Annotated in this window: 12 protein-coding genes and 1 tRNA gene (1 of these 13 cut by a window edge); 5 read left to right on the top strand and 8 right to left on the bottom strand. The window is 67.6% G+C overall.

The window, feature by feature from the left end; translation table 11 throughout:
- Positions 1–37: 37 nt before the first annotated feature.
- Positions 38–1450 carry a lysine N(6)-hydroxylase/L-ornithine N(5)-oxygenase family protein gene (locus FrCorBMG51_RS14855; RefSeq protein WP_047223665.1) on the bottom strand — a complete coding sequence of 471 codons (1413 nt, stop codon included), beginning with the start codon at positions 1448–1450 and terminating at the stop codon, positions 38–40.
- A gap of 456 nt (positions 1451–1906) precedes the next feature.
- Between FrCorBMG51_RS14855 and FrCorBMG51_RS14860 the strand changes: the two genes are divergently transcribed.
- Positions 1907–1979 (top strand) — tRNA-Ala (locus tag FrCorBMG51_RS14860).
- An 818-nt stretch (positions 1980–2797) separates the two neighbouring features.
- Here the strand turns inward: FrCorBMG51_RS14860 and FrCorBMG51_RS14865 are convergent.
- The 4 genes from FrCorBMG51_RS14865 to FrCorBMG51_RS14885 form a co-directional block, all read right to left on the bottom strand.
- A complete protein-coding gene (locus FrCorBMG51_RS14865; RefSeq protein WP_047223666.1) occupies positions 2798–3112 on the bottom strand; it encodes a type II toxin-antitoxin system RelE family toxin in 315 nt (104 codons plus the stop codon).
- Positions 3112–3393: a type II toxin-antitoxin system Phd/YefM family antitoxin gene (locus FrCorBMG51_RS14870; RefSeq protein ID WP_047223667.1), complete on the bottom strand. Its 282-nt coding sequence runs from the start codon at positions 3391–3393 to the stop codon at positions 3112–3114. The genes FrCorBMG51_RS14865 and FrCorBMG51_RS14870 overlap by 1 nt, the downstream gene beginning before the upstream one ends.
- A gap of 274 nt (positions 3394–3667) precedes the next feature.
- Complete coding sequence (locus tag FrCorBMG51_RS34820) at positions 3668–4321, bottom strand: PP2C family protein-serine/threonine phosphatase (protein WP_476742174.1); 654 nt, start codon at positions 4319–4321, stop codon at positions 3668–3670.
- A 28-nt stretch (positions 4322–4349) separates the two neighbouring features.
- On the bottom strand, positions 4350–5540 hold the full coding sequence (locus FrCorBMG51_RS14885) for a ferredoxin reductase (RefSeq protein WP_083731221.1): 1191 nt from the start codon (positions 5538–5540) through the stop codon (positions 4350–4352).
- Between the two features lie 422 nt (positions 5541–5962).
- On the opposite strand from FrCorBMG51_RS14885, the gene FrCorBMG51_RS14890 reads away from it, so the two are divergent.
- Complete coding sequence (locus tag FrCorBMG51_RS14890; RefSeq protein ID WP_047223670.1) at positions 5963–6148, top strand: helix-turn-helix transcriptional regulator; 186 nt, start codon at positions 5963–5965, stop codon at positions 6146–6148.
- A 164-nt stretch (positions 6149–6312) separates the two neighbouring features.
- Positions 6313–6447, top strand: coding sequence for a hypothetical protein (locus FrCorBMG51_RS32585; protein WP_256386266.1), 135 nt, complete (start codon positions 6313–6315; stop codon positions 6445–6447).
- A gap of 371 nt (positions 6448–6818) precedes the next feature.
- Here FrCorBMG51_RS32585 and FrCorBMG51_RS14895 read toward each other — a convergent pair whose 3' ends face one another.
- The 3 genes from FrCorBMG51_RS14895 to FrCorBMG51_RS14905 all read right to left on the bottom strand — a co-directional run bounded on the left by FrCorBMG51_RS14895 (position 6819) and on the right by FrCorBMG51_RS14905 (position 9595).
- Positions 6819–7490: a pentapeptide repeat-containing protein gene (locus FrCorBMG51_RS14895; RefSeq protein WP_047223671.1), complete on the bottom strand. Its 672-nt coding sequence runs from the start codon at positions 7488–7490 to the stop codon at positions 6819–6821.
- Positions 7491–7574: 84 nt separating this feature from the next.
- Complete coding sequence (locus FrCorBMG51_RS14900; protein WP_047223672.1) at positions 7575–8459, bottom strand: helix-turn-helix domain-containing protein; 885 nt, start codon at positions 8457–8459, stop codon at positions 7575–7577.
- Positions 8460–8674: 215 nt separating this feature from the next.
- Complete coding sequence (locus FrCorBMG51_RS14905) at positions 8675–9595, bottom strand: SAM-dependent methyltransferase (protein WP_200902454.1); 921 nt, start codon at positions 9593–9595, stop codon at positions 8675–8677.
- A gap of 262 nt (positions 9596–9857) precedes the next feature.
- Between FrCorBMG51_RS14905 and FrCorBMG51_RS14910 the strand changes: the two genes are divergently transcribed.
- Positions 9858–10664, top strand: a complete 807-nt coding sequence (locus FrCorBMG51_RS14910; RefSeq protein WP_047223673.1) for an ABC transporter ATP-binding protein — start codon at positions 9858–9860, stop codon at positions 10662–10664.
- Between the two features lie 362 nt (positions 10665–11026).
- Positions 11027–11276: the 5' portion of an ABC transporter permease gene (locus tag FrCorBMG51_RS34825; protein ID WP_476742176.1), read on the top strand. The gene runs 98 nt beyond the window's last position; only the first 250 of its 348 coding nucleotides appear in the window; it begins with the start codon at positions 11027–11029; its stop codon lies off the right edge, out of view.

An 11276-nucleotide genomic window follows, 5' to 3' on the forward strand; every position in this document is an offset into this window, starting at 1 on the left:
CGGCCGTACCGGCCTGGTCAGCCGTACCAGCGTCTGGTCAGCCCAGCGCCAGGGCCGGTGCGTCGGCGGCCACCCCGTCCGCGGCCGACGCGCCGTCAGCGCGATCGTCGCCACGGTCATAGGCCTGGTCGTCGACCTGCTCGAGGGCGGAGCGCAGGAGTTCCCCGGCTCGGACGGCGATGTTCGACAGCAGCGTGGAGGAGATGCCGTGCGCGTACTCGGTGGCGCCCGGAACGTAGATGCCGGCCGTGGTCCCCGCCGAGGTGACCACCCGGTAGTCGCGCCGCACCCGCAGCCGACCGGTGTCGTCGACGTCGCACACCGCCGCCATACCGCTGAGCAGACGCCACGGGTCGCGGGGGCGGTAGCCGGTGGCCAGCACCACCACGTCCACATCGAGGGTCTGGCGCCGGCCGGTGGGGAGGAACTCGATGGTCGCCCGGACGCCGTCCGGGACGTCCTCCAGGTCGATGACCCGGGACGCCCGCACCATGTGCAGCCGCTCGGCGCCGCGCACCTTCTCCTGGTAGAGGCGGCGGTACAGCTCGTCGATGAGGTCGGTGTCGACCACCGAGTAGTTGGTCCCCCGGTGGTAGTCGAGCAGCATCGCCCGGACCTCGTCGGACGCGTGGAAGAAGTCGTCGACCGCGGTCGGGTCGAAGATCTGGTTGGCGAACGAGCTGTCGTCGGCGGGGCTGAAGCCGTAGCGGGCGAACACCGTGTGCACCGCGGCCCGCGGGAAGTTGGAGTGGAGGTATTCGGTCACCTCGGCCGCGCTCTGGCCGGCGCCGACGACGAGGAACCGCTCCCGCGGTGTCGACGGTATGGCGTTGACGCGGTTGAGCAGGTCGTGGTTGTGCCAGATCCGCTCGGTGATCTCGAACCCGTCCGGTGTGCGAGGTTCCAGACCGGCCGCGATGACGACGTTGCGGGCGCGGCGCACCTCGGTCCGCTCGGGGTCCCCGCCGCGCCGGCTCACCACGTCGATGAAGGCGATCTCGCTGCCGTGGGTGACCGGCCGTAGGTCGACGACCTCCGAGTCGTACTCCACGAGATGGTCGAGGCGGCCCGCCGCCCACTCCAGGTAGTCGTGGAACTCGTGCCGCAACGGGAACATCGTCTTGTGGTTGATGAAGTCCACCAGCCGGTCTTGGCCGTGCAGGTAGGACACAAAGCTGAAATCGCTCGCCGGGTTGCGCAGGGTGACGAGATCCTTCAGGTAGGACACCTGCATGGTGGCGCCGTCGAGCAGCATTCCCCGATGCCAGCCAAAGCGTTTCTGGCGTTCCAGGAAGGTGACCCGCAGCGCCGCAGAGGGCTCCACCTGGGCGTTGTACTCCTCGACGGCGATCGCCAGGGCGAGGTTGGAAGGCCCGAACCCGATCCCGATCACGTCGTGGACACCGAGTTCTGTCAGTTCTCCGGCCCGCTCGTGCAGACGTCCTACCACGGCTGCCCTTCCAGTCATGTGACCGCGTCGGCGCTGACCAGACGCACCTCGTCCGAGGACGCTCAGGCGGAGCACCATGTCATGATTATTAGTTAAGTTAGGCTTACCTATACTCGGAATAATTCGTCGGTGTCAAGGTTGTGCATCTCTTCGTGTTCCGTTGTGTACGGCCTGTTGTGCACCCCTTCGCGGCCCGCCCCTGTGACTGACTTCATTAAGTTTGGTTAACCTAACTTACAGTGAATCAGGTAATGCTGTCCGGCGGATCGCGACAACACCGGTCGCGTCCGGAGTCGTGATGCACGGAGAGGGATCGCGATCCGCCCCTGCGCGACGGCGGGCCTCCCACGTCCCGGCTCTGGAGCCCCCGCGCCGTACGCGGCCGGCTCGGCCGCCGTAGAGTCACACTCCGGCCCACCGGAGCCCTGGTGTCGTACTCTTGGTTGGGTCGTCTCCGGGGGCGTAGCTCAATTGGCAGAGCACTGCCTTTGCAAGGCAGGGGTTCGGGGTTCAAGTCCCCGCGTCTCCACGCTGCAGTACCAGGCGGTTCGCCGGTGAGTTCCCGTCAGCACGGGGCGGGTCACGGCCCCCGTGCGAACGAATCCGCGAACGTGGCTTACGCGGACTCGGCCTGCGGCCCTTCTTCCTCCGTCCCATCGGCTGCGTCGGGCGGCTCAGGGGCGGCCTGGTCGGCGGGCGGTTCGGGTGTGCCGAGGATCGCGTTCGCGATCTTGTGAGGCAGGGTCCACGAAGGCACCTGAGGTCGACGGCGGCTCTTGATGCTGCTGACTCTCGTACTCTGCGCTGTCGTTGCCTTGGTTGATCAGGAGCTGGGCGCGGCATTGGCGGTTGGGCTGGCTGCCATGATCTCCGTCGATCAACTGGCCAGGTCCAAGAGAGAAAGATGATCTATCTGGTGCCGGATGCTCCTCCGGAGTTCCGTCCGGCACCAGGTCCGCATCTGCGGTGTAGTTAAACGTGTAGCCCAGACGGCGGACGTCGGTGTACGGCGGCAGACCTTGAAGTTGATCCGCTGAGGGACAGGTACTTCCGCCGAGGCCCGCACGTCGGTCAGGCTCACCGCACCCCACTCGCCGGGCCGTTCCCGCTGAACGGCCCGGCGAGTGGGGTGCAACACGCCGTTACCGTAAGCTCCCTCATTCGAGGGTTGTTGTGTAGTCAACCGTGTAGCCGGAAGCGGCTCACTCCTGTTCCGTCCGGCGCCTTCTCCGTTCCCGTCACCGCGGTGGCCGAGATGTCGGTGACGGACAGCATGGTGTCCATCGACAGCGCCGCGCGGAGGCGTTCAGGCGGGACGTGACAGATCTCGCGGCTCCTGCTGTCTCCCTATGCGCGGTAGGCGTCGCGGCGGTGGCGGATCGAGTGGATCTCTACGACACGTCTGGCTTCATCGATGCGGTAGATGATCCGATAGGTGCCACGGCGGGCCGAGTAGTACCCGTCGAAGGGTTCGTTGAGTGGCTTGCCCGCTCGGGAGGGGCTGAGGGCGACTGTGTGGTAGATGGCCTCCGTCGCCGCGATCGCCACGTCCAGCGGAAGGTGCTCGCTGAGGTTTCGGCGAGCTTGCCGGGAGAGCAGGACCGTGTACGGGCTGGGCTTCTCGGCGGCGCCTGCGTCGGCCTCCTCGTCGCTGGCGGCCATCAGGCCGCCCCGCGGCGGCGCTCCAACTCGGCCCGGACCTCCTCCACGGCGAACGTGTCCCCTGTCGCGAAGTCCTCCCGCGACTGGCGTAGATCGGCCAGGGCCTCGTCATCGGAGAGCAGATCGAGCGTCTCCTGCATCGACTCGTACTCTGCCACCGAGATCAGCATGACGTCGGCCCGGCCGTTACGGGTGATCGTGAAGTGGTCGTGCTCCCGCGCGACCCGGTCGGCGAGCTCGGCGATCCGGGCCTTGGCCTCTGTGATCGGAATAGTCTCCATAGAGGCCAGGATAGCGACCGGTCTGAATCATAGCCAGAATACGGGTAGAAGATCGGCTGGTGTCTGTCCGACGCACGGTAGCGCTGAAGCATTCGTGCGCCGACCGCCGGGTGATCCCGAGCACGGCGCCGGCCCCGGGCTGAGGAGGCTACCGCAGCACGCGTGACCACGACTGTCCGGTCGACGAAACATCCTGTGCCAGCACTCCATATTTCTCGCTCTCTGTCACCAGTCTGGTGGTTTGGAGTGAAAGATCCCTCACGGTAGGAAGCCCTCACGGTAGGAAGACAGCGAGGATGGCGATGTCGTCCTGGGGCGGGCCGTCGGCGAAGTCGATGACCGCGGCTTCGACCGCTGAGGTGAGCTGGTCGGCGCTGGCGGGTTCGGTGTTGGCGACGAGTGCCCGCAGGCGGTCGTCGCCATACTGCTCCCGGCCGCGACGGGCCTCGGTGACACCGTCGGTGTAGAGCAGGAGCATGTCGCCGGGCCGGAGGCGTATCCGAGTGCTGGTGAGATCGGCGTTGTCGAAGAGCCCGAGGGCGAGACCGTGTGCACCGACTGGTTGCACGGCGCGGTCGCGGTCGCGGTCGCGGAACAGGACGGGGTGTGGCCCGCCGAGCAGAGGATGACCTTCAGGTTTCTTTGGGTCTCGCGGACGGCGAGGTACACGGCGGTGAGGAACCGTTCGCTGTCCGGGTGCTGGGTGAGCAGCGCGGTTGCTGGGCAGGTCGGGGAAGAGGTGGTGCTCGATCTGGTGGCTGAGGTTCCCGCTCAGAACATGGAGCAGCACGGGTCCGTCGATGTTGGCCGAGCCCAGTAGCTGCCGCAGGTACCGTTCGCCGCGGGTCTCACTCTCGATCTGCTCCTGGGTGAAGATCTCGGCGCCATCCGGAAAGTGACCGCAGACAATTGTCGTGCCTGGTGACAAGTCGAGGTGCCTGCCATGTGCCTACTCCCTACAGGTCGATTTCCACGTCGCCGGCCGCCGCCGACACGCAGGTCTGGACGAGTTCGCCTTCGTCGCCGTGTTCCAGGCCGGTGCGCAGGTCCCGGACGCGGCCAGCGGTGAGTCGTGCCACGCAGCTGTGGCAGATGCCCATGCGGCAGCCGCTGGGCATGAGGACGCCGGCGTTCTCACCGACTACCAGCAGCGGTGTGTCGCCGCCAGCGTTTGCCTCCCGCCCGCTCCTGACGAACCGGACCCGGCCGCCGACACCACCACGGCGGACCGCCGGCTGGAAACGCTCCACCCGCAGGCGGTCCGCGAGCCCGGCTCGCTGCCAGGACGCCTCGGCGTCATCCAGCAGGCCGGTCGGCCCACAGGCCCAGGCCCACCGTTCGGTCCAGTCGGGGCAGATCGCGGGCAGCGCCGCAACGGTGAGACGGCCGGTGTACCGGCCGTCGTCTGTACGCGTCCGCGTGTGGTGTTCGTGCAGACGCAGCTTTGGCAGCCGCGCCGCCAACCCGCGTAGCTCGGCGCCGAATATGACGTCCCGCGGGGTCGGCGCCGAATGCACGAGGACCAGGTCCGGCAGTTGGCCGCGTCGCACAAGGCCACGCAGTATCGACATCACGGGTGTGATTCCGCTGCCGGCAGTCAGGAAAAGCAGCCGCGGCGGGGGTGCCGGAGGCAGCACGAACCCACCCCGAGGACCTTCCAGGCGGACAACCGTACCCGCCGTGACACGATGGACAAGATAACGTGAGACCAGGCCGTCAGGGGCGGCCTTCACGGTCACCGAAATGCGGCCGTCCTGGCGTTCCGGCGGTGAGGACAGCGAATATGTACGCCAGTACCGGACACCGTCGACATCGACACCGAGCCGGACGTGCTGGCCAGCCTGGTGCTCGGTCCAACCCAGGCCCGGACGAATCACGAGTGTCGCCGCGTCGATGGTCTCCGGCTGGACGGCCTCGATCCTGCCCCACATCTGCCGGCGTGACCAGAGCGGGTTGACCAGCTCGAGGTAGTTGTCGGGCAGAAGGGGAGTCGTCAGCGACGCCGCCGCGTTTGAAACGACCTTCCGGATGCCTGGCCCGAACCTTCTCGCGGCATAGCCGACAGCCAGTTTGCCGTCGATACGAAAAATTGGATCCGTCGACAGAACGACCTTTTTCACTGTTACATCCCACTCGGCGGTACGCATGTTCCGTGAAGCTCGGGTTTCTGCTCGCAAAGCCTACACCGAAAAATCGCGATCAGCATGATCGACAGTCGTGTCGTATGATCTTTCTGCGGATGTCTCCGGAGGTATGGAGCGGACAGTTCAAGAAACAATGCCAGAAACTTCGGAGCAGACCCTCGTCGCCCTTTCATGCACTTCTGGTTCATGTACTTCTGGTGTGGAGTGGATGCATCGGATGGGCCCGGTGGGTCGGCAGGCGAACGGAGATACTCGTCTCGGTTTCGTCGCTAAACGTGACATGATGACGGCTCGACCGTCCTGGGTCCGTGTTCCGGTGTTCAGGACGGGCGACGACAGGCCGCTGGACACGTCTGGCAGCCCGGTGCGGGACCGCCCGAAACGGCCTGGCCGGCCGCCGGAGGGCCGGCGCGTAACATGATGGTGTGGCGGGTGAGCTTCTGTGGACCACCGCCGACATCGCCCGGCGGTTGGGGATCTCGGTGGAGCACGCTCGGCGGCTCTCCCACCGGGAGGATTTCCCAGCCCCGACCCAGCACATTCGCTACTTCAACCTGTGGCGCGCCACCGATGTCGAATCCTGGCTCACGGAGGGCCGGCAGGACCGCTGAGGCCGAACTTCACGGTGCCGGCGGCGCGCGCCGGACACGGCCGTTCGTCCGGCGCGGTCTCGCCTCCGCGATCGGTGGCGGGATCGCTGAAGCCGTGGCTGTGACCGGGTGACAACGGGCAGGATGGCCTCGGAGCGCCTGGAAACCGAGGGGAGACACCAGCGGTGGTTACGGTACGGGTCGTACGGGTCTTCACCGACCAGGCAGGCAACCACGGCAACCCCCTCGGAGTCGTCGAGGACGCCGCCAGCGTCGTCCCCGACCCGGCGCACCGTCAGGAGATCTCGGCCGGGCCCTGACCCTCCACCACGGCAGAGGCTCCGTCATCCACGCCCGCCCGGGCCCTCCCGGCCACGCCGACATCGGCGGAACCGTCACCGAGGACGCCCCCCGCATCCTCTGACCGACCCGGCGCGAGCAAACGCGAACCCGATCCGGCCCTGAGAGATCGGCCCTGGTCAGATGGCTCGGCGCGGACGCCGTCCAGGCGCGGAAGTCGGTCACGAGCCCTTCTGCCGCTTCCTCTCGACGACCGGCCACCCGTCGTGTGCGGCCTCCGCTGACAGCTCGCTGGACAGCGCTCGCCTTACAGGCGAGTGGTCGCAGGCTCGATCCCTGTCGAGATGTTCGATCCCTGCCGGAGCCGCCCGCGAAGAGCGGTTCTGGCTCGTCAGCTGTTCCTGACGGTGATGCCGAGCGCCCGGGCGAGCAGCGGCGCAAGGTCCAGTAGCTGGACGGTGTCGATGGTGGCGCCTTTCAGCGCGTCGATCCCCTCGGTGATCCCGAGAGCCGCGCCACGCAGGTCGACCTCGTTCAGACGGGCCTTGTCCAGCCGCACCCCGTCCAGCGTCGAGCCGGGGAACGTCACGCCTGTCAGCGTCGCACCGCCAAAGTCGACGTCCCGCAGCAGGCAGTTCACGAACTGCACCTCCCGCAGAGCGGCGGTACGCCAGTTCACCGAGTCGAACTTGCAGTTGAAGAAGGCCACCCGACGCAGTTGCGCGCCGAACGCCTCCACGCCCGCCAGAGCGCTCGAGACGATCTCCGTGTCCAGCCAGTTCGTCTCCGCCAGATCGGTACCCACCCAGCGCACGGTGTGGAACCACACGTCGTTGAACCGGGCACGCCGCATCCGACCGCCGTTGAACGTCACCGAGGAGAACGCGGACTCGGTGAACCGCGCGTTGCTGGCGTCGACGTCATCGAAGGTGCCTCCGTCCGCATGGACGGTCTCATAGACGCTCTCCCGCTCCAGCCCACGACCCAGCGGCTCCAGATAGCCCACATACGGCAGATCAGCAAGCTCCCGGGCCACCGTGGACGCAGAAAACCTCACAGCCATCGAGTATCCGCCCACCCCTCGCCACCGACCGACCGCTCTCGCGGCGTGCTGCCGGGGGGCGTGCTGCCGGGGGCGGGCCGACGGCTATGTCCCGATCTTGCAGGCGATCCGGGTGAGCGTGGCCACGGTGACCTTCGGGGGCGCGCTGGCTATGGCCAGCTGGGACATGACCTGTAGGTACGGGTCGACCTCGTGGGGTTTGTCGAGGAAAAGGGCTCCGGTGAGCTGCTCGAGGTACACCACGTCGGTCTGGTCCGCCGCGGGTGACTCCGGCCCGGGAAAGCGAAGGATGGTGAACGCGCCGCACTCGGCCACGTGGGCGCCGAGCATGAACGGCATGATCTGGATCGTGATGTTCGGCCGGGTGGACATGGCGGCCAGATGCTCAAGCTGGGCATGCATCACTGCCGGTCCGCCGATCGACCGCCATAACGCCGCCTCGTCGAGCACGACCCAGAGCTGGGGTGGGTTCGGCCGCGACAGCAACCGCTGCCGACTTGTCCGGACCGCGACCCGCCGCTCCACGACGTCGGGTGTCAGGTGGTGGCCGCCGGCCGCGATGACCGCTCGGGCGTAGTCGGGGGTCTGCAGCAGCCCGGGAACGAACTGGACCTCGTAGCTGCGGATGAGGGTGGCCGCTTCCTCCAGGCCGATGTATGGCGCGAACCAGCTCGGCAGCACGTCACCATAGGGCTGCCACCATCCTGGTGCGTTGGCTTCCGGGACCAGTTCCAGCAGCGGAGCCCGCTCGGCGGCGTCGGTGATGCCGTAGTAGGTCAGCAGGTCCGCGACGTCTCGTTCCTTGAAGCTGACCCGTCCGAGCTCCAGCCGACTGATCTTCGATTCCGAGCCCCGGATGTGGTAGCCGGCTTCCTCCCGACTGATCCCGCGGTTCTCCCGCAGCTTGCGCAGCTGGGAGCCGAGCAGAATCCGGCGCGCGGTGGGACTACCCCCCGAAAGGTCGGTCATCTCTGCACCCCCGCAGCCGCGCTTGGCGTGGACAAACCCGCTGTGCGCTGGCTCAGCCGCGACACGCCCGCCGGGACCGGACGATAGCGTACCCCGAGCGTACGTCGATGACCGAGACGACGAACATCATCACGCCGTGACCAGGACGGTTGGCCCGGGGAGCGGTCTGTGCTGCGGCTGTCGCGCCGCGTTGGAGCCGTATGCTACCGAGCGCTTCAGAGCTTGCGCGCGACAGCGCCGAACTGGGGCACCTCTGGAGGAAGGCCACCAGCCGAGGCGGAATCGGGCCGCCATCGGGAACAGGACACGATGCCGGGCTCCAGAAGTTCCAGGCCGTGGAAGAAACGGGCGACCTCGTCGCGGCTGCGGGGGGTGATCGGCGGGGTGGCGTGTTCGTTCCAGTGGCGCATGGACGCGGCGTTGGCCTCGCCACCGAGTTCGTGCGTCGGGTGCGCGACCACCAGGTAGCTGCCGGATGGCACGTGGTCGATCAGGTGGTCGACCACCGCGACCGCCGTGTCGGTGTCGAGGATGAAGTTCAGACTGCCGAGAAACATGATCGCGGTTGGTTTCGCGAAGTCCAGGGTCTCGGCCGCGGCCCGCAGGATCGAACCGGGATCGTGGGCGTCCGCGTCGATGTAGTCGGTGGCGCCCTCGGGGATTCCCACGAGCAGGGCACGGGCGTGCACCAGTACGAGCGGATCGTTGTCCACGTAGACGATCCGGCTGTCGGGGGCGATCCGCTGGGCGACCTCGTGGGTGTTGTCCGCGGTCGGCAGTCCGGTGCCGATGTCGAGAAACTGACGAATCCCCGCCTCGCCGGCGAGGTAACGCACGGCGCGGCCCAGAAACGCCCGATCGGCTCGGGCCACGTCCACAATGCCGGGGAACATCTGCCGGACCTGTTCGCCGACCTCGCGGTCCGCGGGGAAGTTGTCCCGGCCGCCCAGCCAGTAGTTCCATACTCGGGCGTTGTGGGCGACCGTGGTGTCGAATCCGAGATCGCCACCCCAGCCAGGTTGGTTTTCGGTAATGGCGGCGGACTGAAAGTTCCAGACCTTCGTCGGGTCCGCCGGAGGGCCGCCGGGAAGAGGGCCCGGGTCGGGACTGGCGGGAGTCGACGTGTCCTCTGCCACTGGGGCGTCTCCTTCGCGGACATGGGATGGAAGCGGCACAAAGGTATGCCCGCGCGCCGGTGCCTGCCAGGGCGCGTCTGACGGATGTTCGATCGCGCGACCGGATGGGGCAACGGAGATGGCGTGGCGCGAAAGCGTAGGGAGAAAACGCCGTCTGGTCATGGCGGCCGATGTCACCGTGATGCTCGACGCACAGAGCTACGATCCGGGTCAGAGACCGTTCGGTCGGTCACTTTGCAGGACTTGGTCGGAAGGACCCGGCGTGGCAGACGACAGCGAGCTACCCGCTGTCCGGCAACCGGTCGCTCGCCACGATCCTGGGGCCCTCACCCCAGCGGGGATCGCGCTGGCCTTTACCGGGGTGGGAAAGGTTTTCCCGGACGGGACCGAAGCCTTGCGTGACATTTCTTTCACGGTGGGAGAGGGTGAGTTCGTAGCGGTGGTCGGGCCGTCGGGGTCGGGCAAGTCCACGCTGCTGCGGATCGCGTCGGCCCTGACCGAGCCCTCGTACGGGACGGTAGTCGTGAGCACTGCCGTTCCCGGCTATGTCTTCCAGGATCCGACGCTGCTGCCGTGGCGCAGCGTGGAGGGCAACGTCGGCCTGCTGGCCCAGTTGGACGGTGTTCCCAGGCCCGAGCGACGCCGGCTCGTCGCGGAGGCGATCTCGCTGGCCGGGCTCACGGGTTTCGAACGTCACCGGCCCAGGGCGCTGTCCGGTGGCATGCGGATGCGGGTGTCGTTGGCGCGGGCGCTGACCGTCCGGCCGTCGCTGTTCCTGTTCGACGAGCCGTTCGGCGCGCTCGACGAGATAACCCGGCAGCGGCTGGGGCAGGAGGTGCTGCGGCTGTACGGGCAGGAGCGGTTCGCCAGCCTGTTCGTCACGCACTCGGTCGTGGAGTCGGTCTGGCTCGCCAGCAGGGTGGTGGTCCTGTCCACCCGTCCGGGACGGGTGCTGGCCGAGATCGACGTCCCGTTCGACTACCCACGGCAGGTGGAGCTGCGGTTCGACGCGGCCTTCGGGCGTACGGCGCGTACCGTCTCCGAGGCGTTGCGGGAATCCTTCGCGTGACCGCGGTGAAGCGGCCGCGGCCCCCGTCTCCCGCTTTCCCGGTGCCGCCGGCGGGACCGGCCGGACCGGCTGGACCGGCACGAGGCGCACCCGCACATTCCCGCTGGGGCCGGGCTGTGCGGGTGGCGGTGCCGCCGCTGGCGGTGCTCGCTGTGGTCGTCGGCGTCTGGTACACGGTGAGCTACTTTGCGCTCGCGCCGCGTCGACGCTTTCTTCTCCCGCCGCCGCACGAGGTGGTCACTGACGGGTTCGGGGACTGGCCGACCTTCCACGAGATCCTCACCGGGCTGGGCGAGACCGCGCAGGTCGCGCTTGTCGGCCTGGCCATCGCCGCCGCGCTCGGCATGCTCTTCGCGGTGCTGATGAGCCAGGCGCGGTGGGTGGAGCGGTCGTTCTACCCGTGGGCGGTGGTGCTCCAGACGATCCCGATCCTGGCGATCGTCCCGCTGATCGGGTTCTGGCTCGGGTACGGGTTCTGGTCACGCACCGTTGTGTGCGTCCTCATCGCCTTGTTCCCCATCATCACGAACACCCTGTTCGGGCTGTCGTCAGTGGACGCCACGCATCATGACCTGTTCACGTTGCGCCACGCGAGCCGGTGGGCGCGGCTGG

The sequence above is a fragment of the Protofrankia coriariae genome, from assembly GCF_001017755.1.
In the GTDB taxonomy this organism is placed as follows: domain Bacteria; phylum Actinomycetota; class Actinomycetes; order Frankiales; family Frankiaceae; genus Protofrankia; species Protofrankia coriariae.

What these genes read in the sequence shown, in the direction of transcription:
- FrCorBMG51_RS14865 (WP_047223666.1), bottom strand. Translation starts at nt 3,112, where the DNA reads ATGGCCGCCAGCGACGAGGAGGCCGACGCAGGCGCCGCCGAGAAGCCC.
- FrCorBMG51_RS14870 (WP_047223667.1), bottom strand. Translation starts at nt 3,393, where the DNA reads ATGGAGACTATTCCGATCACAGAGGCCAAGGCCCGGATCGCCGAGCTC.
- FrCorBMG51_RS14885 (WP_083731221.1), bottom strand. Translation starts at nt 5,540, where the DNA reads ATGCGTACCGCCGAGTGGGATGTAACAGTGAAAAAGGTCGTTCTGTCG.
- FrCorBMG51_RS14895 (WP_047223671.1), bottom strand. Translation starts at nt 7,490, where the DNA reads ATGGCTGTGAGGTTTTCTGCGTCCACGGTGGCCCGGGAGCTTGCTGAT.
- FrCorBMG51_RS14900 (WP_047223672.1), bottom strand. Translation starts at nt 8,459, where the DNA reads ATGACCGACCTTTCGGGGGGTAGTCCCACCGCGCGCCGGATTCTGCTC.